Source organism: Halomonas sp. C22 (genome assembly GCF_007655045.1).
Classification (GTDB): domain Bacteria; phylum Pseudomonadota; class Gammaproteobacteria; order Pseudomonadales; family Halomonadaceae; genus Vreelandella; species Vreelandella hamiltonii.
Map to the genome: position 1 here is coordinate 1 of NZ_VBVC01000009.1, position 25,588 is coordinate 25,588.

Annotated in this window: 28 protein-coding genes and 1 rRNA gene; 12 read left to right on the forward strand and 17 right to left on the reverse strand. The window is 55.4% G+C overall.

The features are described from left to right. Nucleotides 1-87: ribosomal RNA gene (rrf, locus tag FEU76_RS15020) — 5S ribosomal RNA — on the forward strand; the annotation flags it as partial. An 89-nt stretch (nt 88-176) separates the two neighbouring features. On the opposite strand, the gene FEU76_RS15025 is transcribed toward rrf, so the two are convergent. From FEU76_RS15025 to flgA, 4 genes are all read right to left on the reverse strand, one after another. Continuing rightward, on the reverse strand, nt 177-917 hold the full coding sequence (locus FEU76_RS15025; RefSeq protein ID WP_144984056.1) for an SDR family NAD(P)-dependent oxidoreductase: 741 nt from the start codon (nt 915-917) through the stop codon (nt 177-179). A gap of 67 nt (nt 918-984) precedes the next feature. Next, complete coding sequence (locus tag FEU76_RS15030; RefSeq protein ID WP_039180909.1) at nt 985-1,434, reverse strand: flagella synthesis protein FlgN; 450 nt, start codon at nt 1,432-1,434, stop codon at nt 985-987. Between the two features lie 8 nt (nt 1,435-1,442). Next, nucleotides 1,443-1,709, reverse strand: coding sequence for a flagellar biosynthesis anti-sigma factor FlgM (gene flgM, locus FEU76_RS15035; protein ID WP_096921695.1), 267 nt, complete (start codon nt 1,707-1,709; stop codon nt 1,443-1,445). 84 nt (nt 1,710-1,793) lie between these two features. Beyond that, on the reverse strand, nt 1,794-2,507 hold the full coding sequence (flgA, locus tag FEU76_RS15040) for a flagellar basal body P-ring formation chaperone FlgA (RefSeq protein ID WP_144984059.1): 714 nt from the start codon (nt 2,505-2,507) through the stop codon (nt 1,794-1,796). 210 nt (nt 2,508-2,717) lie between these two features. Here flgA and flgB point away from each other — a divergent pair, with 210 nt between their 5' ends. The 11 genes from flgB (at nt 2,718) to flgL (ending at nt 13,355) form a co-directional block, all read left to right on the forward strand. Beyond that, a complete protein-coding gene (gene flgB, locus FEU76_RS15045; RefSeq protein WP_039180902.1) occupies nt 2,718-3,149 on the forward strand; it encodes a flagellar basal body rod protein FlgB in 432 nt (143 codons plus the stop codon). 25 nt (nt 3,150-3,174) lie between these two features. Next, complete coding sequence (gene flgC / locus FEU76_RS15050; protein ID WP_016915683.1) at nt 3,175-3,585, forward strand: flagellar basal body rod protein FlgC; 411 nt, start codon at nt 3,175-3,177, stop codon at nt 3,583-3,585. After that, nucleotides 3,585-4,277 (forward strand): flagellar hook assembly protein FlgD, encoded by a 693-nt coding sequence (locus FEU76_RS15055; RefSeq protein WP_096921694.1) that lies wholly within the window; start codon nt 3,585-3,587, stop codon nt 4,275-4,277. Before flgC ends, FEU76_RS15055 begins: the two co-directional genes overlap by 1 nt. A gap of 35 nt (nt 4,278-4,312) precedes the next feature. Continuing rightward, nucleotides 4,313-5,857 carry a flagellar hook protein FlgE gene (locus FEU76_RS15060; RefSeq protein ID WP_096921693.1) on the forward strand — a complete coding sequence of 515 codons (1,545 nt, stop codon included), beginning with the start codon at nt 4,313-4,315 and terminating at the stop codon, nt 5,855-5,857. A 30-nt stretch (nt 5,858-5,887) separates the two neighbouring features. Then, a complete protein-coding gene (gene flgF, locus FEU76_RS15065) occupies nt 5,888-6,646 on the forward strand; it encodes a flagellar basal-body rod protein FlgF (RefSeq protein ID WP_039180892.1) in 759 nt (252 codons plus the stop codon). Nucleotides 6,647-6,676: 30 nt separating this feature from the next. Next, nucleotides 6,677-7,459 carry a flagellar basal-body rod protein FlgG gene (gene flgG / locus FEU76_RS15070; RefSeq protein WP_039180890.1) on the forward strand — a complete coding sequence of 261 codons (783 nt, stop codon included), beginning with the start codon at nt 6,677-6,679 and terminating at the stop codon, nt 7,457-7,459. Nucleotides 7,460-7,497: 38 nt separating this feature from the next. Then, nucleotides 7,498-8,187, forward strand: a complete 690-nt coding sequence (locus tag FEU76_RS15075; RefSeq protein ID WP_039180887.1) for a flagellar basal body L-ring protein FlgH — start codon at nt 7,498-7,500, stop codon at nt 8,185-8,187. 89 nt (nt 8,188-8,276) lie between these two features. Then, nucleotides 8,277-9,359, forward strand: a complete 1,083-nt coding sequence (locus tag FEU76_RS15080; RefSeq protein ID WP_167385731.1) for a flagellar basal body P-ring protein FlgI — start codon at nt 8,277-8,279, stop codon at nt 9,357-9,359. Then, the gene (flgJ, locus tag FEU76_RS15085) at nt 9,359-10,372 is read left to right on the forward strand and encodes a flagellar assembly peptidoglycan hydrolase FlgJ (RefSeq protein ID WP_039180883.1); all 1,014 of its coding nucleotides are present in this window, start codon (nt 9,359-9,361) and stop codon (nt 10,370-10,372) included. Before FEU76_RS15080 ends, flgJ begins: the two co-directional genes overlap by 1 nt. Nucleotides 10,373-10,439: 67 nt before the next feature. Next, nucleotides 10,440-12,098: a flagellar hook-associated protein FlgK gene (gene flgK / locus FEU76_RS15090; protein WP_096921692.1), complete on the forward strand. Its 1,659-nt coding sequence runs from the start codon at nt 10,440-10,442 to the stop codon at nt 12,096-12,098. Nucleotides 12,099-12,113: 15 nt separating this feature from the next. Then, nucleotides 12,114-13,355, forward strand: coding sequence for a flagellar hook-associated protein FlgL (flgL, locus tag FEU76_RS15095; protein ID WP_096921691.1), 1,242 nt, complete (start codon nt 12,114-12,116; stop codon nt 13,353-13,355). A gap of 52 nt (nt 13,356-13,407) precedes the next feature. On the opposite strand, the gene fliR is transcribed toward flgL, so the two are convergent. The 13 genes from fliR to fliF all read right to left on the reverse strand — a co-directional run bounded on the left by fliR (nt 13,408) and on the right by fliF (nt 25,397). After that, nucleotides 13,408-14,199, reverse strand: coding sequence for a flagellar biosynthetic protein FliR (gene fliR, locus FEU76_RS15100; RefSeq protein WP_039180874.1), 792 nt, complete (start codon nt 14,197-14,199; stop codon nt 13,408-13,410). A 3-nt stretch (nt 14,200-14,202) separates the two neighbouring features. Beyond that, on the reverse strand, nt 14,203-14,472 hold the full coding sequence (gene fliQ / locus FEU76_RS15105) for a flagellar biosynthesis protein FliQ (protein ID WP_039180870.1): 270 nt from the start codon (nt 14,470-14,472) through the stop codon (nt 14,203-14,205). Between the two features lie 27 nt (nt 14,473-14,499). Then, entirely contained in the window at nt 14,500-15,222 is a 723-nt protein-coding gene (gene fliP, locus FEU76_RS15110; RefSeq protein ID WP_422822518.1) for a flagellar type III secretion system pore protein FliP, read from the reverse strand. A 62-nt stretch (nt 15,223-15,284) separates the two neighbouring features. Then, nucleotides 15,285-15,722, reverse strand: coding sequence for a flagellar biosynthetic protein FliO (gene fliO, locus FEU76_RS15115; RefSeq protein ID WP_039180865.1), 438 nt, complete (start codon nt 15,720-15,722; stop codon nt 15,285-15,287). Next, nucleotides 15,719-16,237, reverse strand: a complete 519-nt coding sequence (gene fliN / locus FEU76_RS15120; protein ID WP_039180862.1) for a flagellar motor switch protein FliN — start codon at nt 16,235-16,237, stop codon at nt 15,719-15,721. The genes fliO and fliN overlap by 4 nt, the downstream gene beginning before the upstream one ends. Further along, complete coding sequence (gene fliM, locus FEU76_RS15125; protein WP_096921687.1) at nt 16,234-17,289, reverse strand: flagellar motor switch protein FliM; 1,056 nt, start codon at nt 17,287-17,289, stop codon at nt 16,234-16,236. The genes fliN and fliM overlap by 4 nt, the downstream gene beginning before the upstream one ends. A gap of 21 nt (nt 17,290-17,310) precedes the next feature. Further along, a complete protein-coding gene (fliL, locus tag FEU76_RS15130) occupies nt 17,311-17,784 on the reverse strand; it encodes a flagellar basal body-associated protein FliL (RefSeq protein WP_096921686.1) in 474 nt (157 codons plus the stop codon). 156 nt (nt 17,785-17,940) lie between these two features. Further along, nucleotides 17,941-20,031: a flagellar hook-length control protein FliK gene (locus FEU76_RS15135; protein WP_186299158.1), complete on the reverse strand. Its 2,091-nt coding sequence runs from the start codon at nt 20,029-20,031 to the stop codon at nt 17,941-17,943. A gap of 20 nt (nt 20,032-20,051) precedes the next feature. Next, nucleotides 20,052-20,504: a flagellar export protein FliJ gene (gene fliJ / locus FEU76_RS15140; protein ID WP_096921684.1), complete on the reverse strand. Its 453-nt coding sequence runs from the start codon at nt 20,502-20,504 to the stop codon at nt 20,052-20,054. Next, nucleotides 20,505-21,893 carry a flagellar protein export ATPase FliI gene (gene fliI / locus FEU76_RS15145; protein ID WP_144984065.1) on the reverse strand — a complete coding sequence of 463 codons (1,389 nt, stop codon included), beginning with the start codon at nt 21,891-21,893 and terminating at the stop codon, nt 20,505-20,507. A 4-nt stretch (nt 21,894-21,897) separates the two neighbouring features. Continuing rightward, nucleotides 21,898-22,653, reverse strand: a complete 756-nt coding sequence (locus tag FEU76_RS15150; RefSeq protein ID WP_144984068.1) for a flagellar assembly protein FliH — start codon at nt 22,651-22,653, stop codon at nt 21,898-21,900. Further along, nucleotides 22,646-23,653: a flagellar motor switch protein FliG gene (fliG, locus tag FEU76_RS15155; protein ID WP_144984071.1), complete on the reverse strand. Its 1,008-nt coding sequence runs from the start codon at nt 23,651-23,653 to the stop codon at nt 22,646-22,648. Before fliG ends, FEU76_RS15150 begins: the two co-directional genes overlap by 8 nt. Beyond that, nucleotides 23,646-25,397, reverse strand: a complete 1,752-nt coding sequence (fliF, locus tag FEU76_RS15160; RefSeq protein ID WP_144984074.1) for a flagellar basal-body MS-ring/collar protein FliF — start codon at nt 25,395-25,397, stop codon at nt 23,646-23,648. The genes fliG and fliF overlap by 8 nt, the downstream gene beginning before the upstream one ends. Between the last annotated feature and the right edge of the window lie 191 nt (nt 25,398-25,588).

The following is a 25,588-nucleotide window of genomic DNA, read 5'->3' on the forward strand; positions in this document are numbered from 1 at the left end:
TGATCCCATGCCGAACTCAGAAGTGAAACCGCTTAGCGCCGATGGTAGTGTGGGGTCTCCCCATGTGAGAGTAGGTCATCGTCAGGCACTTATATCGTAGAAAGCCCCGAGCACATTGTGTTCGGGGCTTTTTGCTGTGTGCTGATATTCAAAACCTTGATATTCAAAAACCTTAGTTACCACTCGATGGGCTCTCCTGCCCAATCCCAGAAGCTGCCGGTCTCTTCGGGCGTGCGTTGCGCCATGACTTCGAGAAGTCGATCAGCGACATACTCCGCTGTGAACAGCTTATCGCTGGGCACCCTGGCCTGAAAGGGCTTGGAGAGTAATGTGTCCGTCGTGCCCGGATGAAGACATAGTACGATGGCTTGCTTGTTGAGACGAGCAATCTCGATGGCCGCCGTTTTCATCAGCATGTTATGAGCTGCCTTGCTGGCTCGATAGCTATACCAGCCACCGTAACCGTTATCGGTAATAGACCCGACACGCGCCGAAAGGCTGGCGATGATGCAGGGGTGCTTCCCTTGCAAGCAAGGCTTGAGTGCTGCAAGCAGCATAACGGGCGTCATTGCATTGACCTGCATGACGCGCATGAACGCTTCTTCACTTAGCTGTTCGAGGCGTTTTTCGGGCTGGATATGCAGATCTGAGCCGTGGAACATGCCAATGGTGTTGACCAGCAAGTGAACTGGCCGGTCTCCTGCGGCTTCTGCCAAAGTGTGACGGCCGATGCTGGTCGTTAGATCCGCTACCACGGAGGTGATTTTGTCATGCTGCAGCCCCAGCGGTGAGCGGCTGACGGCGATGATGTGGCCAGGCTGAGAGGACGAGAGTAGACGCTGCAAGATGGCGTTGCCAATGCCGCCGTTGGCCCCTGTGACCACTGCATTGAACTGTTTGGGAAGATGAGGCAGCATGACGACTCCAGAGTTAGACGATATTGCCTAATTGAAGCGTCTTGTATAAAGGTTGTCCAGGTATGTTTTAAGCAGAGGCGTTGATTCGCCCAGGTTGAGCGCTATTACGCCCATCAGGCTTGTAGAGGGTTTTTTCAGCGATTTGCCGAATATAATCAAGCATTTCCTGGTTGTGCTTCATGCGCACAGACAACATTTGTCCGGTGAGGGCGTTCATGCGAGCCACTCGCTCACCTTTTTCCAGCATGTTTTCCCAAACAGGTAAACACTCGGCATCATGGGCTGCCTGGCGAGCACCTAGAGAGCCTTCCGGGTAGCCAAGCTTGTTCTGTACACCACGCCTCAGCACTTCGACGCGCTCCAACTCGACCAGCAGCACCTGCTTTTTATGGGCAAGTTCAGCGAGTGCATCGCCATCGATGCTGCCCTTGGTCAGCTCTTCTTGCTCATGTGTCAGCAATCCAATCAAATCGTCAAGGCGTTGGAGTTGGCTGGAAAGAAGGCGAGATAAGCTCATGACCGGGACTATAGTTCTTTCAAGTTTGCAATGAGGCCATCGGCAATGCGATCAGCACGAATTTCCATGCGCCCTTCACGAATGGCATCACGGATTTCCTGCACTTTGGCCATGTCAATGTCTTGGCTACTATCCGCGCTGAACTGACTCAGTTGCGTCGATTCGCGGGCGGAGTTGGCACTGTCCGGCGTCTTGGGGCCGGTGATTTTTTGAGTGTCTTCACGCTGCTGTGCTTGGTTGGTGCGCACCAGCGGATTAAGGTTGTCGATTTTCACGTTGTGGGCCTCATCGTCAACGTCTGGGCATCTCGGGCTGTGTAGTAACTATCGGCCTGGGCAATGAAGACTTTAGGTGCTGAATCAAAAATCCACCACTAAAATGCCTTGATCAATGACGCGTGCCGTCGCGATTTCGCGACTCCCAAAGCGTACTCGGATGATGTCGCCTCGTGCGCCGTTGGCCATGGCTTCTCCTTCACGAGAAACACGAAAACCAGACCCTTGTGCTATGACCGTGACACGCTGGCCCCGTTCAACCAGATGCGGCGCCTGTAGAAAGTGTGCCTGAAAAGAGCTACCGCTACGAATCGGTCGCTGGGCTACCTTGCCGATGATATCGGCTTGATCTGTCAGTGTCTGTGGTGCCAGATTGCTCAAGTTGCCATCCCTCTGGCTCAGCATGTCGGCAGTGATGAGTGTGCCTCGCTCGATGTCGCGTAGCGCGACAACATAGCTACCTACGACGTCGACCTGGGCTTGCATGTACCTGACTTGGCGACCATTGGTGCCACAGCGCACGCCCACCGAAACTCTGCCCACTGGTGGTTGTGCGGTATTGGCTAGAAAAGGGTCCGGCTGAACGCAAGCAGGCAGGTGTGGGGATGGTGGCGTGACGGTAATGACCGCCTCCTGCCCCAGTGCCTGGGTATGCTGATAAAGGAACATATGCACGCTCTCTTCCAACGAGAGGTCACTCGCCTGTGCCCCATGAGGAAGAGCAATGACTATTAATGCTAAGAGTGTTAATAGCTTGCGCATGGCAGCGGCAGAAACGAGAGACAGCGCATGGAGCATGAAGAGGGCCACTCAGTGTGAAAGCTCAGAGTCTACGCAGGCCGGATGCTGCATAGACTCGGCAGTGTAATGCAAAAGTACCCACCGTATCATGGGAAATGCTGGTGGAAACGCTACCTGTTCCATGCTTTAAGATGAAAGCCTCGCCTCTATTATCCATGATCAAGAATTTCCGATTTATTTTTTGCCTCACGGCGAGCGAGGGTCGGCATGATTGATCAGCTTGAATCTGCCTTTAATTTTCACCAGCAGGCACTTGGCTTGCGCCAGGCGCGGCACCAGGTCCTGGCCGCGAACATTGCCAATGCGGACACGCCGAATTACAAAGCGCGCGACATCGACTTTGCCAGCGAATTGCAGAAGGCGGTCGATAATGGCCAGGCCCAGTTGCGTCAAGGCGGAGGATTGGCACTGTCACGCACGGCGGATCGCCATTTGGCTGGCCAAGGGCCTGCTTGGCAGGGAAGTGCGAGCACTGATCTGCTCTACCGCATTCCAGATCAACCGAGTCTGGATGGCAATACGGTGGACATGGATCGTGAGCGTACACAGTTCGCTGACAATGCCGTTCGCTATCAAGCGGCTCTCACCATCATTAACAGTCGTATTCAAGGCCTGAAAAATGCGATGCAGCCTGAATAACCTGGTGATAGGAGAATACTAAGCCATGTCCATGTTTTCAGCGTTTGACATCGCTGGTTCAGCGATGAGCGCACAGGCGCAGCGCATGAACGTCACGGCCAGCAATATGGCCAATGCCGACAGCGTCGCAGGCCCGGATGGTGAGACTTACCGTGCCAAGCACGTCTTGTTCGAGACGCAGCTGCAGAGCAACCGCTACGGTATGGGCGGTGTTCGCGTGCGTGACATTGTCGAGGACGACTCACCGTTGCGTCTCGAATATCAACCCAACCATCCCGCTGCAGATGAAGACGGCTATGTGGCCAAGCCCAACGTCGAGCCGGTACACGAGATGGTCAACATGATCTCTGCATCGCGCTCCTATCAGGCGAATATTGAAGTCTTCAACACCACCAAGCAAATGATGATTCAGACACTGTCGCTGGGCGAGGGCTGATGATGAATATTGATACCAGTGTCATGAGCAGCGTGAATGGAATAGGCTCCAGCGGGCTGTCAACGCGACAGTCGCAAGAGCTGCGTGAAAGCTTTCTAACATTGCTGATCACACAGTTACAGAATCAGGACCCGCTTAACCCGTTGGAAAATGCGGAGATGACTTCACAGCTAGCGCAAATCAATACCGTGAGTGGAATAGAAGAGCTGAATTCCACACTCAACGGTATTACCGAGCAAATGGATGCTGCCAAATCTCTTCAGGCCGCCGGATTGATTGATAAAGCCGTTCTGGTCCCGGGAAATAATGTCATGGTGAGTTCTGATGCCGAAAATGGTTCTTTTGCTACCCCGTTTGGTATCGAGCTTGCCGTGCCTGCTGAAAGAGTCGAAGTGACGGTCACTAGCCAGTCAGGTGAAGTGGTTTACACCAATAATTTGGGCCGTGTGTCAGCAGGCGTGGAATCGTTCAGTTGGGGAGGTACCACCAACGCGGGTGAAGCCGTGCCAGCAGGTGCCTATCGGGTCAACTTCAGAGCCACCGATGCTGAAGGGGAGCTGCTGGATGCCAAACCGCTGAATTATGCGCTGGTTCAAGGCGTCACGCCCGGCAAGGGGGGCAGTGATGTGCGCCTGGATCTGGGAGCGATTTTTGGTCAGGTTTCCATTGATCAAGTGAAACAAATCCTCTAACCACTTTTTCTTTAACGAATTTCGAGGGATCAACAATGTCTTTTACTACCGCCGTCTCGGGGATTAACGCCCAGGCAGAAAGACTGAACGTGGCAGGTAACAATATCGCCAACTCACAAACCGTGGGTTACAAAAGCTCAAGCGTGCGCTTTGCCGACGTGTTCGCGGCTTCACAGGGGATTGGGGTGCGCGTGTCTGATTCACGCCAGGACTTCACCCAGGGCAGCATCGAGAATACCGGTCGTAACCTAGATTTGGCGGTGGCGGGAGACGGTTTCTATCGCCTGGAGCGTCCATCAGGTGAAGTGGGCTACTCGCGCAATGGCGAGTTCAGCTTGACATCCAATGGTTTCATTGTAAACGCTCAAGGCGATCGCCTGACGGGTTATGGTCTGGATCAAAACGTTGATCAAGAGGCCGTCAGAGCTGGCACCGCACTGCCGTTTCCTTTTACTGATATCCTCGTTGGCGGCGCCCCACAGGCACTGCAAGTACCTGCTGATGACCTGCCTGCGCGCCAAACATCAGAAGTTAACGGTATTTACAACTTGGATTCGCGGGCTCAGCCAGGTGAAGATCTGGTCACCAATCGGTTCCGTATTCAAGCTGGCGAGGATCAGGCTGACCTGAGCCTTAATTATCACTTTAGCAACAACTACACGACTTACGACTCGCTTGGCAACCCTCGTCAGGTTACCACTTACTACGAAAAAGTTGCGGATAATACTTGGCTTGCAACGATCGCAGTCGACGGCCAGCTTCAAAGCGCTAACGGTGGCCCATTTGACCCTGAAAGTGATACTCCGCAAGCCTTTTTGCTCAACTTCAACCAAAACGGTCAGCTTTTAACCAAAGCCGATGTCGTGGCTGTTGACGGTTTTGCAACCGAGCCCAACAGCGCATTCGATGCGTTAGCCAATTCTGCCGTGGTGGGTGTTACTGCCGTATCCGGTAGTTTCAACTATACACAAGACGGCAACGGCCCTTATATTCGTAACTCCAGTTTCTACGCTGAAGGCGATGCCGGGCGCATAACTGCCAGCTTGGATCGGATAGAAAACTTTATCTCTAATGGCAGCAACGTGCAAAGTGGTAGCGCCATCGATATCACGATTCCCGGTGTTCAGGGTGCCAATAACCCGTTCACCTTCGCTTTCAATTTTGCCGGTAGTTCGCAGTTTGCCAACACTTCCCAGCAAAATGAGCTGAATCAGGATGGTTATACCTCGGGTGCATTAGCGGGTATCACCGTGACGGAAGATGGCACTATTGTACGTAACTTTACCAATGATCAGTCGCGCCCGGCCGGGCAGATTGCCTTGGCGAGTTTCCGTAACAACGAAGGTCTCGAACCTCTGGGTAACAACCTGTGGGCGGCCACGAATAGCTCCGGCTTGGCTAACCTTGGGGTGCCTGGCTCAGGCCGTTTTGGTGCCATTCAGGCGGGTGCCGTAGAAGCGTCTAACGTCGAGCTGGCCAAGGAGCTGGTGGATACCATTATTGCGCAGCGTGCTTATCAGGCTAACTCCAACACGATCAGCACCCAGGACGAGCTCCTGCAGACCATTATTAACCTCTAATAGTGGCGTCATCGCGCTAAGGAGCACGCTGTGGATCGTATGCTTTACACCGCCATGAGTGGCGCAAAACACACCATGGACCAGCAGGCAGTGGTCAGCAACAACCTGTCTAACGTTTCCACGGCAGGGTTTCGCGCCCAGCTGCAGGCGGTACGCTCAGTGCCCGTGCAAGGCGATGGCGTGTTGCCGACCCGTGTGTCGGCCGTTACCACGACGCCGGGAACCGACTTCTCGCAAGGCCCCATCGAGCGTACCGGCCGAATGTTGGATGTCGCCATGCAAGGCAATGCCTGGATGGCGGTGTTGGCGGAGGATGGCACCGAGACGTATACCCGGCGCGGCGACCTGCAGTTGGATAGTGATGGCGTGCTGCTAAGCGTCGGCCGCCCTGTGATGGGGGATGCGGGCCCCATTGCGGTGCCTCAAGGCGCGCAGATCTCCTTTGGCGCAGATGGGACCATCAGCGCCATTCCTCAAGGCGAGGGCCCCGCAGCGATGGTGGACGTTGGTCGCATCAAGCTGGTCACGCCAGATCAACAGGCACTGATACGTGGCGACGATGGCTTGTTCAGAGCGCCGCCCAACGAGGATGGAGAGCCTGGCACCTTGCCGGCTGACGAAGACGCCCGGTTGGTCAGTGGCGCATTGGAAGGGAGTAATGTCAGTGCCGTCGATGCCATGGTGTCCATGATCGACGTTGCGCGGCGTTATGACATGCAAATGAAAATGCTGAGCACGGCCGATGAGAATGCGCAGCGTGCCAACAGCATCCTATCGATTCAAGGCTAATCGCAGCCACTCAGCCAAGGGAACAATGCCATGATCAAGTCTTTGTGGACTGCCAAAACCGGGTTGGAGTCACAGCAAACCAAGCTCGATGTCATCGCCAACAACCTGGCGAACGTCAGCACCAACGGTTTCAAGCGCTCTCGTCCGGTATTTGAAGATTTGCTGTATCAAAACATGCGCCAACCCGGTGCGCAGAACAACATTCAGGACCGACTGCCCTCGGGCATGCAGATAGGGACCGGTGTGCGTGCTGTTGCCACAGAGCGCTTGCACACACAGGGTGGCCTTGAAGAGACCGGCAATTCTCGTGACCTGGCCATCAATGGCGAGGGCTTTTTCCAGGTGTTATTGCCCGATGGCACCATTGGCTATACTCGCGACGGTAACTTTCAGTTGAATGAAAATGGCCAGATGGTCACGGCGAATGGTTACCCCCTCGAACCCGCCATCTTTATCCCTGCCAATGCACTGGCAATCACGATTGGTGAAGACGGAACCGTGAGCGTCCGTCAGCCGGGTATTGCTCAGGATGCAGACATCGGCCAGATCAACGTCGCTTCGTTCATCAACCCGACGGGTCTGGAAAGCATCGGTGGCAACCTGTATCTGGAAACCGGTGCGTCAGGTGCGCCCAACCAGAATGTACCGGGTAACAATGGCGCTGGCCGTCTGTTCCAGGGGTATGTCGAAACGTCTAACGTCAATGTCGTTGAAGAGATGGTCAATATGATTCAGACGCAGCGCGCGTATGAAATCAATAGCCGCGCCATTTCCACCAGCGATGAGATGTTGGCGCGCTTGAGCCAGCTCTAATGCTGCCGATTCGTAGAGCATAGAGATAGGGTCGCGTTATGTTAGAACTTCATGGCAGTTTGCGCCGTTTGGCGCTCGTTGGAATGGCAGTGTTCATTCTGATGGCGGCAGGGTGTGCGCAGATACCACGCGCCTCGGTAGTCGGCGAGCAAGAGCAGATCAATATCGTCGATCGTCCGCCTCCCGTTCCTAATGGCTCTATTTATCAAGCCAGACGTGGTTATCAGCCGCTGTTCGAAGATCGGCGCCCACGTACGATTGGCGACATCCTGACCATCGTGCTGGACGAGGAAGTCAGTGCCAGCAAGAGTGCGCAGTCGAATGCCAATCGTAGCGGGTCGGCTAGCCTGGATATCGCACAAATACCGGAAATCATCGATTTTCTGGAAGACTTCGGGTTCGATGTTTCGTCAGACAATATCTTTGCGGGTGGCGGTGGTTCCCAGGCCACGAACTCGTTTACCGGCACCATCACCGTTTCCGTTCTGGAAGTGATGAACAACGGTAACCTGCGGGTGCGTGGTGAGAAGCAGATCGCCATCAATCAAGGAACGGAGTTCATTCGCTTCTCTGGCGTTGTGAATCCCCGCACGATCACTGCCCAAAATACGGTGCCATCCACTCAAGTGGCGGATGCCAGAATCGAGTACGTCGGTGATGGCTACATTAATGAAGCGCAGCATATGGGTTGGCTACAGCGCTTCTTCCTCAATGTATCGCCTTTCTAGGCGTGTTGATCCGTTCGACAAAAGAGGCCTGCTGCAATATGGCGAATCTGTGGAAGGTGAGTAGTCCCATTAAAGCCCTGTCGTGCGTAATGGTATGGGTGTCTTGTTGCCTTTTGGCGCTACCCGCTCAGGCTGAGCGGGTTCGTGAGCTGGCCAACTTTGCTGGCGTTCGCGACAACCAGCTGGTGGGGTATGGCCTGGTCGTAGGCTTGGATGGCAGCGGTGACCAGACCACGCAAGCACCTTTCACTAGCCAGAGCTTGACGAACATGCTTTCCCAGCTGGGTGTCACCGTGCCTCCGGGTACCAACCTGCAGCTGCGTAATGTCGCGGCCGTCATGGTGACCGCCGACTTGCCGCCGTTCTCCAGGCCTGGCCAACGACTCGATGTCGTGGTGTCGTCCATCGCCAATGCCAGCAGCTTGCGTGGCGGTACGCTGTTGATGACGCCTTTGAAGGGTGCCGATGGCGATACCTATGCCATTGCTCAGGGCAATATGCTGGTGGGTGGGGCCGGCGCTCAGGCGGGTGGCAGTAGCGTACAGATCAATCAGCAATCTTCTGGCCGGATCCCCAATGGTGCTCTGGTCGAGCGTGAAGTGCCGCTCAACCTGGGTGGCAATGGTGGCGCGCTGGAACTGCAGCTCAACGACGCTGATTTTGGCACCGTGCAACGCATGGTCTCTGCGATCAACAGCGAGTTTGGACGTTCGGTGGCATATGCCAGAAATGGCCGGGTGATTGCGCTGGATGGCCCCATGGACGCCAACGAGCGGGTCAACTTCATGGCGCGTGTCGAAAATGTGCAAGTGACACCTACGGAAGCACCTGCCCGCGTGGTCCTGAATGCGCGGACCGGCTCTGTGGTGATGAACAGTGCGGTGACTTTGCGTCGTGCAGCGGTCGCCCATGGCAACCTCTCCATCATGATCGATACCCAGTTTGGGGTAAGCCAGCCCAATCCACTGGGCCAGGGTGAAACGGTGGTCGTGCCCGATGCGGATATCAACATCGAGCAGCAGGAGGCGTATTTGCAGATCGTCGAAGGCGCGCAGCTCAATGAAGTGGTCAATGCGCTGAATGCTCTCGGGGCGACACCACAAGACTTGATGTCGATTCTCGAGGCGCTCAAGGCCTCTGGCTCATTACGCGCCGAGCTGGAGATCATTTGATGAGCATGGGAGACATGACGAGCCAATTCGCATTGGACATGAATGGCTTTCAGCGCCTTCAGCATAACGCTCGGGTCGACCCCGAGGCGGGTGTGCAAGGTGCTGCGCAGCAGTTTGAAGCGCTGTTCATTCAAATGATGGTCAAAAGCATGCGCGATGCCACGCCAACGTCAGGCCTGATGAACAGCCGTGACATGAGTTTTTATCAGTCGATGATGGATCAGCAGTGGTCGCAGGTCATGGCGTCTCGCGGCATTGGGCTGGCGGATGCCTTGATCGACCAGTTGCAGCGTCAAGGTGCTATTGGCCAAGCGTCGGATGCCGACCAGGAGCTTCAAGCACTGATCGCTGGCATACCTCGTGGGACACCCAGAGTGCTGGATAATCCGCTTCAGCCACCAGAAGCATGGCGTGATGACAACACCGGCAATGGTCGTTTCTATCACGAGCTGGATATCGTTCGTCAGCGCGAGTCTCGTCAGGTCGAGAGCCAGGCCGCCACCCCGCGAGCGGCTCATCCGCATGAACACGTCGAGCGTTTCATGAACACGCTGGCGATGCCTGCGAAAGCGGCGAGTGCGGCCACGGGTGTCCCTGCTGAGTTGATTCTTGCCCAGGCGGCGCTGGAAACCGGTTGGGGAAGGCATGAGATAGCCACCCAGCAAGGGCGTAACAGCTTCAATGTGTTCGGCATCAAGGCGGGTAGTCACTGGCAGGGGAACACGACCAATATCGTGACCCACGAATATATCAACGGTCGACGCACACAGGTCGTCGATGCTTTTCGTGTCTATGACTCATTCGAGCATGCGTTTACCGATTATGCCCGGTTGATTGGCAATAACCCTCGGTATGCGGGTGTCGTGCAGGCAGGCTCACCAGAGCAGGCCGCACATGCACTTCAGCGCGGTGGGTATGCGACCGACCCACGTTATGCCGAGAAGTTGATCGCGGTAATGAACACCATGGGTCCCCTCGGCACATCCAGCAACTTGTTGGCGGATGCTCGCTAGCATGGCGGGGTATTCAAGTTTTTCTGCGCATTGCCGATAACCAGATATCGGCCTAAGGAATTGAACCATGAGCATGTTTTCGATCGGCTTGAGCGGCCTGAATGCTGCGCAGAATGCCTTGAATACGACCAGTAACAATATCAGTAACGTATATACACCCGGCTATAATCGAGAGTTGACCTTGTTAGGTGAGGGTCGCGTTGGCGGTGGTGTGCGCGTTAATGATATTGAGCGGCAGTTCAATACTTATGTTGCCAACCAGCTCAATGATGCGAAGACCCAGTCGAGCGCGTTGGCTACTTACTATAATCAGGTTTCCCAAATTGATAATCTGCTGGCTGACCGGGCGGCAGGTCTATCGCCCTTGATGCAGAACTTTTTCTCTTCTCTTGAGGATTTGGCCAGCTCACCTTCCGACCCAGCTGCGCGACAAGGCGTCCTGGGGGCTGCGAACACACTCAGTGCTCAGTTCCGCTCTTTTGACGGTTACTTGCAGGACATGCAGACCAACATTAATAGCCAGATACGTGATGAGGTCGTTCAAATTAATAATACGGTTGAGCAGGTGGCTTCCTTGAATCGAGAAATTTCTCTAGCTCGAGCCAGGACGGGAGAGGCTCCCAACAGCTTGCTCAATCAGCGGGACTTTCTGGTTTCAGAGTTGAATGATCGCTTGGATATTAAGCTAAATGTCCAGGACGGGAAGACGTACAACCTGAGCCTGCCCAATGGCCAACCCTTGGTGAGCGGTGTCAATGCCTTCAAACTCGAGGCTATACAAGCCGACAATGACCCTCAGCGTATCGTTGTGGGCTATCGGAATAGCAGTAATAATGTTATTCAACTGGATGAGTCTGCCATCAAGGGCGGCGCGTTGGGCGGCCTGATGGCCTTTCGCTCAGAAAGTCTGGACAAAACTCAAAATCAGATAGGGCAATTGGCTGTCTCTCTATCGGTAGCTTTCAATGAGCAGCACAAGCAAGGTCTGGATCTCGATGGCCAGCAAGGCGGCGACTTCTTTCAAGTCCGCTCCCCCCAGGTATACAGCTATTCATCCAATAGCTCGCTCGCTACTGTCAGCATCCGCTTCGATGCAGCCAATATGGATCAGCTCCGCGCGACAGATTACACCGTCAGCTTTGAGGGCGGAGAGCCAACGGTAATACGTAAAGATAGTGGCTCAATTGTAGATATTGGCAATGGTTGGGATGCCGATAGTAATACGCTCTCCTTCGGAGGCTTGTCCATGACGTTTAGTACGGTTCCACCTGATGGTGACCGCTACGAGGTGCAGCCCTTGCGTCGTGCGGCCAGTGACATGGTCGTTGGTATTACGGATCTGGATAAAATTGCTGCGGGCCAGCCTATCAATCCTGAAGCCCCTTCTGAAGACTGGGTAGCGGCAGGTTCGGGGGATAACCGTAATGCGTTAGCCTTACAGAATTTGCAGAACGACAGGATCGTGGGTGGCACGGCAACCGTTAGCGGTGCTTACGGTGTGCTGGTCAGTGATGTTGGCAACAGAACAAATATCACTCAGGTGAACCTCGATGCACGTCAAGGTTTGACAGACCAGCTACGCGCTGTGCAGCAGTCGGAGTCAGGCGTTAATCTGGATGAAGAAGCTGCCAACCTGATTCGTTTCCAGCAATTTTATCAGGCAAATGCACGCGTGATCGATACAGCAAGCACGATCATGGACACCATTTTGAACTTGCGGAACTAATAAGAGGCTTAGGCGATGCGTGTTAGTACGGTCACCATGTTCGAGCAGAGTACGGCTTCTATAAACCGTCAGCAGAACGAGTTCCTGAAAACGAGCCAGCAAATTGCCAGTGGCCGGCGTGTAGTCAATCCATCTGATGACCCGCAGGCCGCATCACGTGCCGTTGGAGTAGACCAGTCGAAGGCAATGACTCAACAGTATGCTGATGCTCGTGTGTCGGCGCGAAATGCGTTGTCGCAGACGGAAAGCATTCTAAACAGTATCAGCGATGCCGTCATAAGCGCTAAAACATTATTGGTTCAAGCATCCAGCGACACATTGAGCGATGTCGACCGAGAGTCTATTGCCAGTGAGCTAAAAGGCATCTATGAAACGCTGATTGGTCAGGCCAACGCGACGGACGGCAATGGACGCTATATTTTTGGCGGCTACAAGGATAACGCCCCGCCCTTCGTGAAGTCCGCTGATGGCAGTGTCGAATATACAGGTGACAATAACGGTCGTGAGCAGCGGGTCGATGCATCGCGGTTAATGCCGGTCACTGAAAATGGTGTGACCATTTTCCAGCAAGTGCCCAGTGGTGCCGGCTACATCGCCGAGGCCAACGTGGCGAACCAGGGTAGCGTAACCATCAATGGCCCTCAGGTGATCAACGTCAACGACCCTGATTACGGCGATAGCTTCCGTGTCAGGTTCGCAGAAAATGGCGCCGGTGAGTCTATTTACACCTTGCAGCAGTTCGATGGCGCGGCCTGGCTGGACGTTGCTGGACAGGTGGGGCAGCCCTACGATGCCAGTGGTCAACAGTTGAGCTTTGGCGGTGTCAACGTAACGCTGCGCGGTCCTTCCGAAGCAGGCGATGAAATTCTTGTCGCGCGTTCAGGGAGCGAGCAACGACCAGCAGACCTGTTCCGTACCATGGAAGCGGCCATTCGTGTTCTGGAGACGCCTGCAGAAAGCAGTAGCCAGAAGGCTGCGCTGCGCAACACGCTCAATACCTCGATGCGTGACTTGGACAATGCGTTGGACAATGTGTTGACGGTACGGGCCTCTGCAGGCGCCAGGCTGAATGAGCTGGATGTCATCGACGCGGTCGGCAGCAACCGGATGCTCAACTACGAGCAGACGCTTTCTGATCTTGTGGATCTGGACTATGCCGCGGCGATCTCCGAATATAGCCTGCGTCAGGTAGGTTTGCAGGCGGCACAGCGTGCGTTCGTCGATATCAAGGGCATGTCGCTGTTCGATTTTATGTGACCTTGTCTCGCCATGCTGCGAAACGCCCTGCCACTTGCCCAGTGGCAGGGCGTCAATTTATGGGGGCCATGGCTTCGATCAGCCCTTGAGTAAACATCACGCCTTGACTGAACAGCTGTTGTAGAAAGCTGCCTAGGTCGGTCATCAGTACCATCAGCAGCGTCAGGCCCACCAGGATAGACGTGGGGAAGCCGATGTTGAACACCGTCAGCTGTGGTGCTGAACGGTTCAGGATGCCCAACGACAAGCTAATGATGAGCAGTGGGCCTGCTAGTGGCAGTGCCAGCAGCATGCCTGACGCAAAGATGGTACCTCCATAGCGGGCAAGCAGCTCGAAGGCGCCAGGGTTCAAGGTCCCGATGCCTATGGGCAGCGTGACAAAGCTCATGATCAGAGCCTCCAGCACCATCAAGTGGCCATTGAAAGCCAGAAACATCAACAGCGTCACCGTATAGAGAATGCGCGACAACACCATGATGTTGGTGCCGCTGGAGGGGTCAAAGAAACTGGCAAAGGCCAACCCCATCTGCAAACCGATGAACTCGCCCGCCGCCTGCACCACGGCAAATATGATATGCATGACCAAGCCAATGGCCAGCCCTATCAACATCTGCTCGATGATGATGCCGACGCCTGCCCATGACATGAGCGCTACATCCGGCATCGGGGGGAGTAAAGGGGCTATCACGATGGCAATGACGGCAGCGAGTGCCACCTTGACCTGATTAGGCACGCTGGAGTGGCCCCACAGTGGGGAGGCGGTCATGAAGGCCGTAATGCGCACGAAGGGCCAGAAAAACGCGACCAGCCAGCCCTGTAGCTGGGCAAAGGTGACCTCGACCACAGGCTACATCACCATCGCGGGAATATTACTGAACAGGCGATGTGTAAAATCGGTAATCAAGCCAATGAGCCAGGGGCCTGCTACGACCAGTACGGTGAACACGGCAAGAATTTTAGGAATGAAGGTCAGCGTCATCTCGTTGATCTGCGTGGCAGCCTGAAAAAGACTGATCAGCAGGCCGACGAAGAGCGCTGCCAGCAATATTGGGCCCGCCAGGAATAACATTACCCGCATTCCTTGATAGGCAAGGCTCATTACCATCTCTGGCGTCATGCTCGTTCTCCTTACCGTCCCGCGGTGCTAAATCATGTAGAAGCTTTCTGCCAGTGAGCCGATGATCAGTTGCCAACCATCCACCAGCACGAACAGCATGAGCTTGAAGGGTAGTGAAATCGTGACCGGGGGAACCATCATCATCCCCAGCGACATGAGCGTACTGGCAACCACCAGATCAATGATCAAGAAGGGAATGAAGATCGTAAAACCAATCTGAAATGCGGTTTTCAGTTCGCTGGTCACGAAGGCGGGTAGCAAGACGCGCATGGGAAGCTCTTCGGGGCCTTGCAAGGGGCCTATGTCAGCCAAGCGTACGAACAGAGCCAGGTCAGGTTCCCGCGTTTGTGCCAGCATGAATTCTCTGAACGGAATTTGGGCCTGAAGCAAGAACTCTTCGAAATTGATGGCTTCCTGTGTCAAGGGCACCCAGGCCGTGTCGTATACCTGGCTGATGACCGGTGACATGACAAAAAAAGTCAGGAACAGGGCAATGCCCAGCAATACCTGATTCGGAGGCGTGGCCTGGGTGCCCATGGCCGTTCTCAACAGGCTCAGCACGATGATGATGCGCGTGAAGCTGGTCATCATCAATAGCATGGCAGGTAGAAATGCCAGCGAACTCAGGAAGAGCAGCGTTTGCAGCGATAGAGACCACTGTTGGCCTCCATCATCTGTCGGCTGGGAGACCAAGCCTGGCAACTGCTGTGCCTCCACGCCAGGGGAGAGCAAAGACAGCAGGCAGCCCATCAAAAGCAGGCTGAACAGCCACCCGCGTGGTGCTATGGAGCGAAACAAAGGCAGAGCATGGGTCATGGCTTGGGCTGAGAGTCGGTGGTGTGCTGAGCGCCGGAGCGCTTGAGACGATGGTTGGCCAAGGCGCTGCTGAAGCGTTGTGAAAAAGGAGAGGGCGAACTCTCGGCTATGGGGGCCGCGCGGTCTTCAGGAGCAGGCCGCTCGTGGAGCATGGATACTTTTCCACCGCTGACGGCGAGCACGAGCCAGGTATCCTCTATCTCGACGACCACCACCCGTTCGCGGCTCCCAATGGCGGTGCTACCCACCACGCGCAGATGGGCACCATGATCGTAACGGTGCTGCTGCCAGCGTTTGAGCAGCGCAGTGCACACCAGAATGATTGCCACCACCAGTGCCAGCGCTGCAGCGGTTTTTCCAAGGACCGCCATGCCGATCAGGGCATCACCGCCGCTTAACGCATCCACGGAAGTCGAAGTCGTCGCGACACTCATCGATTTAGTTTATGAATACGCTCTGACGGCGTAATGATCTCGGTAATACGGATGCCGTACTTATCCTCGATGACGACCACTTCGCCCTGCGCAATCAGATATCCGTTGATCAAAATATCCATCGGCTCACCTGCCAAACCTTCCAGCTCGATGACCGAGCCTTGGGCGAGCTCCAGCAATTGTTTGATCGTCAGCTTGGTACGGCCTAGCTCGACGGTGAGTTTGACGGGGATGTCCATGATCATTTCCAGATCACGGGTCGCGCCACTGCTGGGTTCACCGCTCAGAGGACGGAAGACATCGTCACTGGCAGGCTTTGCCTTGGGGGCTTCGGGGGCAGGCTCTTCCGTGGCCTCCGATTGCTCGGCAGCTTCTTGTTCCGCCATCGCGGCAGCCCAGGGGTCGTCATCGTCACTGGCGGCATCGGCGCTGGACGATGACTCATCTTGTGCAGACATGGCTTCCGCCCAATCGTCATCAGATACTTTTTGATCGGGTTTGTTTGGGTCTGTCATGCTTTGGGTTCCTTGGCTTTCTGTCGCGTTGAACCTTTGATAAAGTCCTTGGACGATACGTTATTCATGGCCGCATGGTCGATCATGCGCAGCACGCGCAAAGCGCGCTGCTGTCGCTGGCTACCGTATTCACACTCCATCACAGGTACACCATCGACCCGTGCTGTAATCGTGGAGGGGATGTCCATAGGCAGTACATCGCCTTTTTTCAAACCCATCACGTGAGCAATACGGCTGGGGATCTGAGCGAACTCTGCAATGAGCTCGACTTCAGATTGGCGCAGTTCGCTGGCCATGCGCCGTGACCAGGTGCCATCGCTGTCGTGGTTACTGTCATTGATCGGGTTGACTAGCAGGTCCCTGAGCGGCTCGATCATGGCGTAGGGCATGCAAATCTGGAAACTGCTCGACAAATTGCCTACTTCGATATTGAACTTGGTATTGACGACTATCTCGTTAGGCGAATTGGTAATATTGGCAAACTTGGACTGTACTTCCGAGCGCAGAAAATGCACATCCAGCGGGTAGACGACCTTCCACGCTTCTTGATAAGCATCTATGGCCAGATTCAACAACCGCTGAATGATGCGCTGCTCGGTATTGGTAAATTCACGGCCATCCGACTTCGTGACGAAACGCCCGTCGCCGCCAAACAGGTTGTCCACCACCATGAAGACCAGGTTGGGAGGGAAAACCACCAGCGCAGAACCTCGCAGTGGCTTCATCGACACGATGTTCAGGTTGGTAGGTACCGGAACGTTACGCGAGAAGTCGCTGAAGCTTTGATAGCGCACTGATTCGACCGTGATATCCGAACTGCGGCGGATCAGGTTGAAGAGCCCATTGCGGAAATAGCGAGCAAAGCGTTCGTTGATGAAGTCCAGTGCGTGCAAACGCTCCCTGATGACCCGGTGCTGGGTCGACGGGTCATAGGGGCGTATGCGCGTTTCAGCTTGCGAGTGAGATGACGTGGCCGCTGGCTCGTCATCACCGCTGACGCCTTTCAACAGGGCATCGATTTCTTCCTGGGACAGTAGATCGTCCTGCGACATGAACGGCTCCAGTACCCGGGATTATTGAACGATGAATTCGGTGAACAGCACTTCCCTGAGATCTAGGGGAGGCTGGTTCTCGGTCAAGGGCACAGACAAACGACTGATGATAGCCTGAGCAAGCGCTTCTTTACCTTCTGTAGAGGTCAGCTCACTCGCTTGCTTGCCAGACAGCAGAATCAGCAGCCGGCTGCGTACTTGCGGCATGTGCTCTTCGATGATGGCTTTGCTCTGTTCGTTGCCTACCCGCAGTGTGATGCCGGTATAGAGCAGGCGTGACCCGAAGCGATCATCGGCCAGGTTGACCGTGAAAGGTTCGATACGCGTGAAGACGGGTGGCGTCGGCGCTAGCGTTTGCTGTTGGGGCTCCCCCTCCGTTCCTCCACGCTGGTCAAGAACGAGATAGATCGCTGCAGCTGCACCCGCCGAAGAGAGCAGTACCAGTATGATCATTACCAGAAGCAGTTTTTTAGATCCGCCGCTTGATTCAGCCATTGATTTTCCCATCATGATCCCGGAAGACGCTCACTGAGCATTATGCCTGACACGAGTAATTATGAAGAAATGAACAGGCTCATCGGAGGAGCCTATCTCTTGGTTTTGCTAACTGTTGATTCACACACCATGCATTAATTTCGTGATGATATACAGCTATGCGTATAGGTCTACCCGCCCATCCGAGTATACGTTTACCAGGTTAGAAGAGCTGTTGTGGTGGTTGTGTTCGTTAGGCATGTCGCCTTCCTCAACAAGCTGCCCAGGCCTATTCTGATGTTCAAACCTCTCATCCCCAGCGCCCTGGTCACCTACGAAAGTATCACTTAAGGTAATGCCTTGCTCTGCAAGCATTTCCCTTAGCTGTGGGATAGCTTGCTCAAGGGTTTGTCGTACATGCGCATGAGCGGAAAGGAACTGGGCCTGTGTCCCTTGCTCTGTCATTCTTAGGGAGATAGAGAGTGGCCCTAGGTCAGAAGGATTTAATTTCATTTCGATACGCTGCTCCCCGCCCCGCTTGACGAAATGTAATAGTTGCTGCCCAAGCTGTGCTGCCCAGCCGGGACTTGAAATCAGAGCGGGTGACGATGCAAATTGCGCAGCCGTTGAAGGCGAAGGTAGGCTGCCTAATGTGGATGTACCTATGGGCAGTAAAGTGGTTGTTTCGCCTGATACTGCTATTGGTTTCTGGGGTTGGTCGCCCTGCGCGTAACTAGTCGAAGTTGCCATAACATGGCTATCGGAAAGCGGAACATTTTGCAGCATTGACCATGTGTTTGTGGACTCCACTGAAAGTGAGTTGGGCTGGTTTGGCGCCGTTATAAGCATTGCGGGCGAGGACGGTACGATCTGTTGCGTGTTACCTTGAGTAGCAAATAGCACATCAACGGTGTTTGTTATCGAAGGAGTTGTCTGGGCGCTGGGCCATGCATGACCAGCATAGCTTGATACTAATGATATGCGCTGGGCAATTTCATCTAGCTCAGTCAATGTATGGGTTGGCTGGGTAGAGGTATGGCCGCCCGCGGTCTGTGTTAGCAGCGTATGTGTTAATTGGCTGATCTGTTTCAGGTGCTCTGCTAGAGGATATGGGGATTGCTTACCATCGGAGATGTGTCGAGAATCCGATTCCCATAGTTGGTGCAAAGTTTGTAAGCCGGAAGTGATCTTTACCAACTCGATTGTTAGTGTTTCGTTTGTATTGCTTGATGATGGCGATAGTGCTGAAGCAGTGGGTACGATAGCAAACGCTTCATGAGTGTCTGCAGCGCCGGGAGAGCTATCGGGAAATAGACTCAGCTGGCTAAAAAGTGACACAGTAACATCTTGCGCACTTGCTGTTTTTACTGCCTCAGTATTTTCAAGTGCACCTTGAATTTGCTGGTGGGTTGGCAATGTACGGGGAGTGTGACGACTCAAAATCTCTAGGCTAGAGGTGATCGCAGTGATTGTCTCCTCTAGTGTTAGGTCGTGCGTTGTTGAGGTAGCCGTTGTCAGAGAGCTTGAAGAATCACTTTTTGGTGGTTGTGTTGATTGCCCGGATGCCGAGAAAAAAATAGTGGGCGATGATAAAAAAGCTTGGGCATTGAAAGAGTCAGGAGTATCAATGATGCCGAGAGCTTCTGGGGCGTGGTGCTCTGGCATTGTGCCGGTAGCTAGCTTGTCGACTGCTTGAAGAACAGCAGTTGCAATAGTCTCGACTGATAGGAGCATCGTACCTACCGAGACCGTATTCGCAGCTGCTTGTGTAGGCATAACAATTTGACTATGAACTTGTTTAGCTACTGTATCTTGGGCAGCAGAAAATGCCGTCGCTATATGAACCTGTCCTTTGGCGAGCGTACGTAAGCTGACAATGGAGTGTGCCAGTCTTTCTTCTGTCGATACCGAAGGAGTACTAGCCGTATAGAGGGTTGTTTCTGGTAGTACTTGATATATATTCATATCATTAAAGAGCGCAGCGTCAGAGCGACCAGATTCGCTGATGGCAGGCTCAGTAGGCTTGCTTGATTCAGTGATAGCTGTTTGTGCCTTCGAGATAACGTGGCCCAGACTTGGGTGTGGCGCTCCTCTATCGGCAAGTGCTGCTATGTCGTCAGGCGTTGGCAAACGCCCCATGCGCGACACCTCGAGCATGGTTTGATGAAACACGCCACGTTCGGTCTCTCCCGCGTTCTGCCTAATTAGGGAGGCCGAGCCAATAGTCTGGCCATTACTGGGTAAAAATAACTGAGTGATAGAATGCATGTTGGTTACCCAGGGCAGCATCAAAGTAGCTTATCAGGGCTCTGGCGAGCCATTCGGTTGGTGACCAACTCATCGTTGGCTTTTTGTTCGTGCCTGGCCTGACGGCGATGCTCTTCCAGCAAGCGGCGTGAAGCCAGTGTATCGTAAGAAGAGAGCCGACGCTGCTCTTGCTGCCAGTGTTGCTGACTTTGCTGTACCCGTTTCTGTTGTGCTGCCAGGGCTTGACGTGCTCGACTCAGTGCCGCGTCAAGAGAGGCTAGAAACTGTTGGTAATTGTACATGGTGGCCGGGTCGATGCCCTCTCTCATCGCCTGCTGCAGACGCTCGGCATACTCCACACGATAACGGCTCAGTGACGCCAGCTGCGCCTCCGTTTGCTGTTCCGTCTGGCGCTCTTGGGCCAGCAGCTTGCCTGCCTGATCGCGGGCATCGCGAGCCAGGCCGGTCAGCATGTCGATCTGATGGTTACTCATTTAGCCTCCCACCACCGTGTGCAGCGCTTGACGCGACTCTGAAAGCGTTGCGCACTCATCAATGTTCTGTTGTAAAAAACGTTCCAGGCTTGGGAAGCGGTTGACCGCTTCGTCCAGCCTGGGGTCATGCCCTGGGCTGTAGGCGCCTACGCTGATCAAGTCGCGATTGCGTTGATAGCGTGAGAAAATTTGCTTGAAGGTGCGCGCTTCCTGCTGTTGCTCGGGCGTGACGATCGCTGTCATGGCGCGGCTGATGGATGCTTCGATATCGATAGCGGGATAATGGCCTGCTTCTGCCAAGGTGCGCGACAAAACGATATGGCCATCCAGAATGGCGCGGGCAGAATCGGCAATGGGATCCTGCTGGTCGTCGCCTTCCGTCAGTACGGTGTAGAAAGCAGTAATGGAGCCGCCTCCGCGCTCTGCATTGCCTGCGCGCTCAACCAGTCCCGGGAGCTTGGCAAATACGGACGGCGGATACCCCTTGGTGGCAGGAGGTTCACCAATGGCCAGCGCGATTTCGCGTTGGGCCATGGCGTAGCGGGTGAGCGAATCCATGATCAACAGCACATTGCGGCCCGCATCGCGGAAGCTTTCGGCGATGCGGGTGGCGTAGGCAGCGCCTTGCAGGCGTTGCAGCGGGGAGGTATCCGCAGGCGCAGCGACGACGACCGCACGCCGACGGCCCTCGGGGCCCAATATGTTGTCAATGAAGTCCTGTACTTCGCGCCCACGTTCGCCAATCAGACCGACCACGATCACATCGGCCTCGGTATAGCGTGCCATCATGCCCAGCAAGACGGATTTGCCCACCCCCGAGCCCGCAAATAGCCCCATGCGCTGCCCCCTGCCGACACTCAATAGCGCGTTGATGGCGCGAATGCCTACGTCGATTTGTGCTTCAATGGGGGCTCTTGAAAGTGGGTTCAAAGGCCTGGAGCTGAGCGTCGTGCGTGGAGCTTCTTCGATATTCTCTCGGTCATCGAGGGGATTGCCATTGCCATCGAGCACCCGCCCAAGCAGCTCTTCTCCCATCGGAAAGCGTCGCGCGCTATGGCCGTTGCCATCGACCAGTGGGGTGACGCGCGCGCCAGGCATCAAGCCGGAAACTTCTTCAAGCGGCATCAGAAAGAGCTTGTCGCCTGAAAAGCCGACGACTTCTGCTTCGGCAAATTTATCGCTGTCGTTCAAGCGTCCATCGACACCGGGCAATTCGATATGACAGGCGCTGCCCACGGCGACACGTAGCCCAACGACTTCGATGACCATGCCCGTGGCCCTGACGACTCTGCCGCTGGTGCGGTAGCGAGGCAAGCGGCTGACGCGCTGAGTGGTGCGTTGAAGGGCTTTGCGCCAGCGGTGCTGATGCGGGCAGGAGAGCGTGTTCATCGTATCAACCTGACGGTGGCGCGCTGTGGCGCTTGCGTAGCTGCGCTTGAACGCTTTGCCAGCGACTTTCAAAGGTGGCGTCCAGCTCCCCTTGCGCACTGGTGACACGGCAGCCGCCACGGGCGAGCTGATCGTCAGGCTGCAGCACCCACTGGGCAGCTTCAAGTTCGCTACCCAGGTGCGTTTCAACGAGAGTGTGATCCGTGGGATTCAGCCACAGACGTTGCTTGCCCACCAAAGGGGGCTCGGTATGCAGAAGCTCGCGCACGACCTGAAGAATGTGCTCTGGGTGTTCATCGAGAGCATCGGCGGCCAGCTGCTTGCCGGTCGCCAGCGCCAGGTCGGCAAGGTCGTGAGCGATGGTGTCGTCCAGCCGTTCAAGCGCCTCGGAAAACTGCTTGGCCAAGGATGCCAGTGGCGCCAGCGTTTTCTGAAGCTGTACATCCAGCTCCTTTTCCGCCTGCGCGCGGCCTTCCTCCAGTCCTTTGGTCAGGCCCTCTTCATGACCACGTGCCAGGCCAGCCTGATAACCCTCTTCTTCGGCCGCTTCGCGAATCTGGTCATAGATTTTTTGACGCTCGCGTTCTTCTCGTACGCGTGCTTCCGCAGCGGCTCGCTGAGCAGCCTCGACTTTGCGCTGGTGAGCGCTCGGCCCTTGCAGGCTATCGGCATCAGCGGTTGGTGAAGTGAGTAACTCCTCCATCTGCCAGCGTCGCCACTGGCCGTGGCGGTCGAATTCAGGTGAGTGAGTATCAGACATACTCATCATCTCCACCCGCTAGTACAATTTCACCTGAGTCTGCCAAGCGCCGCACGATCTGCAGGATGGCTTTTTGCTCGGTTTCCACCTGGGAAACACGGATGGGCCCACGGGCCTCCATATCTTCGCGCACCAGATCGGCAGCACGCTGCGACATGTTGCGCAGGAACTTGTCCACCAGTGCGTCCTGGGCGCCTTTGAGTGCCACCACCAGCGAGTTGGTTTCCACTTCCTGAAGCACCATCTGAATCGCACGATTGTCCAGGTCGAGCAGATTTTCGAACAGGAACATTTCGTCGATGATCTTCTGAGCCAGGTCCTCGCTGTGAGAGCGCACCGTCTCGATGGCAACTTCTTCCTGGGCCGAGTTCATCAGGTTGAGGATCTCGGCAGCGGTCCTCACGCCGCCCATCTTGCTGCGCTTGAGATTCTGGCCGTCCAGCATGCTGGTGAGCACTTCGGTCAGCTCTTGCAGCGCGGCAGGCTGCACACCGCTGAACGTCGCGATCCGCAGTACCACATCATTACGCAGTTTCTCTTCGAACAGCTCGAGGATGTCGGCCGCCTGATGGCGATCCAGGTGCACCAGAATCGTCGCGATGATCTGCGGGTGCTCGTCACGAATCAGCTCGGACACCATGGAGGCTTCCATGAGGTTGAGCGAATCGATACCAGAGTTTGCCCCAGTCGACTCAAGAATATCCTCGATCAGGCTGGTGGCGCGTTCACTGCCCAGTGCCTTGGTCAAGACGGAGCGGATATGCTCGCTGGAGTTCAGGTTCAGCGCGACGAACTCTTCGGTTTCTCGGTGGAACGCCTCCAGCACGGCCTTCATGTCTTCATGGGAGACCTGATGCAGCCGCGCCATCTCGGTGCTGATTTCCTGCACTTCGCTGGCGCTGAGGAATTTGAATACCTCGGCGGCACTGTCCTCATCCAGGGCCAGCAGCAGAATGGCGCTTTTGCGCGCGCCGGTCATTTCGGCAAACGTGCTAGTCATTGGCGTTCATCCAGCTGCGGATAATCATGGCGACCATGCGTGGGTCTTCTTGGGCCATTTCCCGCAGGTCGTTGAGGTTGTGTTCGTAAAGTGATGTTCTGCGACGACGCTTGGGTTTGCCGCTGTAGGTATCATCCTCATCGGTGTCTCCCTCGCGCTCTTCATCGTCATCTTCACTGCCGATGCTGGTGTTCAAGATGCCTCCAGGCATGGCAGCTGCCACTACGGGCGTTTGCGTATAGCGCTTGATCAACGGGCGCAAAATCAGCCAGTAGAGCAGAAGGGCAACCAATGCTACCAAGAGGTAGCGGCCAAAGTTTGCCGCCATGGCAAGCGTGTCAGGCTGCTGCCACCAGACTGGCTCCAGGCGGCCATCGTCATCGCTGGCAAACGGCGTGTTGACAATTTCCACCTGATCGCCGCGCAGGTCAGAGAACCCCATGGCTTGCTGCACGAGGCGCTCTAGCTGTGCCACTTCTTCTTCGCTGAGGGCGACTTGTTCGGCTTCTCCCTCTTCATTGATGACCGTACGGAAGTTCACGACCACGGCCGCTGTCAGGCGCTCGATCTGCCCCAGGCGATGCTGAATGTGCTCGATGCTGCGATCGACTTCGTAATTGACGACGTCTTCTTGGCGCAAGTTGCGTAAGGCGCCAGGTTCAGTTGTCGTATCCTCGGCGTTGTCATCGGGCTGGTTGATCGGAGAGGGAGCGACGCCTGGTGGCGTATTGCTCAGCGCGCCGGGAATGCCTGATGCCAAGGGGTCGTCGCCATCGTAGGACAGGCTCAGCTGGCGGCTACGAACGGCAGATTCGTTGGGCGTCTGGTTGGGGCGATAGCGCTCCGACGTCTCTTCGCGACGAGAAAAATCGATTTGCGCGGCGACCTGGGCGCGAACGTTGTCGCGTCCCACGATAGGCAGCAGGATGTTCTCGATACGCTGCTGGTATGACCGCTCGACTTCGGTGATGTAGGCAAGTTGAGTGCCGTCCAGATCATTGCCTTGTTGGGAGTTGGCGGTCAACAGACGACCGTTTTGATCCACCACGGTCACGTTCTCGGTGGAAAGCTCCGGAACGCTACTGGACACCATATGGACGATGGCGCTGACTTGGCCTTCGCCCAGGACCCGTCCAGGCAGCAGCGTCAATACGACGGAGGCCTTGGCGGGTTCACGGTCACGAACGAAAACGGATGGCTTTGCCATCGAAATATGAACGCGGACACGCTCGACGGGGCCCAGGGATTCAATCGAGCGTGACAGTTCGCCTTCCAGGCCGCGCTGAAAGTTGACCTGCTCCGCAAACTGGCTAATGCCGAAGGCCTGATTGTCCATCAGCTCAAGCCCTAGATTGCCGCCTCTGGGAAGCCCTTGCTCGGCTAGCTGGAGCCTGAGAGGGTGGACCTGTGCGCTGGGGACAAGCAAGGCTTGGCCCCCCTGGCTGAACTGATAGGGAACGCCACGGCTGTCCAACTCGGCAATGATCCGTCCACCGTCTGCCTCGTTCAGGTTGCTGTAAAGCACGCGATACTCTGGGCTGCTGGCCCACATGAAAAGTGCTGCCACCACTGCAATGGAGGCCGCTGCAGCCACCAGGACAACCACGAGCGGATTGCCGCGCAGTTGCTTCATGGTGCGCTCGAAGGTTGAGGGGGAGGCTGATTCGCTCGCCGCCACTCCGCTTTGCGAAGCGCTTGCTGTCGTGCTGTTTTGACGGCCTGCCGTAGCACCGGTTTCGCTCATGCATCCCTCCAACAGGGTTGGCAAAACGGGTGTCGGCCCAGGCGCATCACCAAAGAAGGCATAGGCTATTTCCGTCAATCGCGGTGATCCGCCAAGCAATAAGGGCGGAATTGTGATGAACGCCATTATGATGAGGTGCGTCCACCATAAATGAACGAAAAGCTTGGCTTTTCACGCGCATTTGTTCGTAT

Excerpts from the sequence above, each read along its gene's own strand:
- FEU76_RS15025 (WP_144984056.1), bottom strand. The coding sequence starts at position 917 with ATGCTGCCTCATCTTCCCAAACAGTTCAATGCAGTGGTCACAGGGGCC.
- FEU76_RS15030 (WP_039180909.1), bottom strand. The coding sequence starts at position 1,434 with ATGAGCTTATCTCGCCTTCTTTCCAGCCAACTCCAACGCCTTGACGAT.
- flgA (WP_144984059.1), bottom strand. The coding sequence starts at position 2,507 with ATGCTCCATGCGCTGTCTCTCGTTTCTGCCGCTGCCATGCGCAAGCTA.
- flgB (WP_039180902.1), top strand. The coding sequence starts at position 2,718 with ATGATTGATCAGCTTGAATCTGCCTTTAATTTTCACCAGCAGGCACTT.
- flgC (WP_016915683.1), top strand. The coding sequence starts at position 3,175 with ATGTCCATGTTTTCAGCGTTTGACATCGCTGGTTCAGCGATGAGCGCA.
- FEU76_RS15055 (WP_096921694.1), top strand. The coding sequence starts at position 3,585 with ATGATGAATATTGATACCAGTGTCATGAGCAGCGTGAATGGAATAGGC.
- FEU76_RS15060 (WP_096921693.1), top strand. The coding sequence starts at position 4,313 with ATGTCTTTTACTACCGCCGTCTCGGGGATTAACGCCCAGGCAGAAAGA.
- flgG (WP_039180890.1), top strand. The coding sequence starts at position 6,677 with ATGATCAAGTCTTTGTGGACTGCCAAAACCGGGTTGGAGTCACAGCAA.
- FEU76_RS15075 (WP_039180887.1), top strand. The coding sequence starts at position 7,498 with ATGTTAGAACTTCATGGCAGTTTGCGCCGTTTGGCGCTCGTTGGAATG.
- FEU76_RS15080 (WP_167385731.1), top strand. The coding sequence starts at position 8,277 with ATGGTATGGGTGTCTTGTTGCCTTTTGGCGCTACCCGCTCAGGCTGAG.
- flgJ (WP_039180883.1), top strand. The coding sequence starts at position 9,359 with ATGAGCATGGGAGACATGACGAGCCAATTCGCATTGGACATGAATGGC.
- flgK (WP_096921692.1), top strand. The coding sequence starts at position 10,440 with ATGAGCATGTTTTCGATCGGCTTGAGCGGCCTGAATGCTGCGCAGAAT.
- flgL (WP_096921691.1), top strand. The coding sequence starts at position 12,114 with ATGCGTGTTAGTACGGTCACCATGTTCGAGCAGAGTACGGCTTCTATA.
- fliQ (WP_039180870.1), bottom strand. The coding sequence starts at position 14,472 with ATGACGCCAGAGATGGTAATGAGCCTTGCCTATCAAGGAATGCGGGTA.
- fliP (WP_422822518.1), bottom strand. The coding sequence starts at position 15,222 with ATGGGCTGCCTGCTGTCTTTGCTCTCCCCTGGCGTGGAGGCACAGCAG.
- fliO (WP_039180865.1), bottom strand. The coding sequence starts at position 15,722 with ATGAGTGTCGCGACGACTTCGACTTCCGTGGATGCGTTAAGCGGCGGT.
- fliN (WP_039180862.1), bottom strand. The coding sequence starts at position 16,237 with ATGACAGACCCAAACAAACCCGATCAAAAAGTATCTGATGACGATTGG.
- fliM (WP_096921687.1), bottom strand. The coding sequence starts at position 17,289 with ATGTCGCAGGACGATCTACTGTCCCAGGAAGAAATCGATGCCCTGTTG.
- fliL (WP_096921686.1), bottom strand. The coding sequence starts at position 17,784 with ATGGCTGAATCAAGCGGCGGATCTAAAAAACTGCTTCTGGTAATGATC.
- FEU76_RS15135 (WP_186299158.1), bottom strand. The coding sequence starts at position 20,031 with ATGCATTCTATCACTCAGTTATTTTTACCCAGTAATGGCCAGACTATT.
- fliJ (WP_096921684.1), bottom strand. The coding sequence starts at position 20,504 with ATGAGTAACCATCAGATCGACATGCTGACCGGCCTGGCTCGCGATGCC.
- fliI (WP_144984065.1), bottom strand. The coding sequence starts at position 21,893 with ATGAACACGCTCTCCTGCCCGCATCAGCACCGCTGGCGCAAAGCCCTT.
- FEU76_RS15150 (WP_144984068.1), bottom strand. The coding sequence starts at position 22,653 with ATGTCTGATACTCACTCACCTGAATTCGACCGCCACGGCCAGTGGCGA.
- fliG (WP_144984071.1), bottom strand. The coding sequence starts at position 23,653 with ATGACTAGCACGTTTGCCGAAATGACCGGCGCGCGCAAAAGCGCCATT.
- fliF (WP_144984074.1), bottom strand. The coding sequence starts at position 25,397 with ATGAGCGAAACCGGTGCTACGGCAGGCCGTCAAAACAGCACGACAGCA.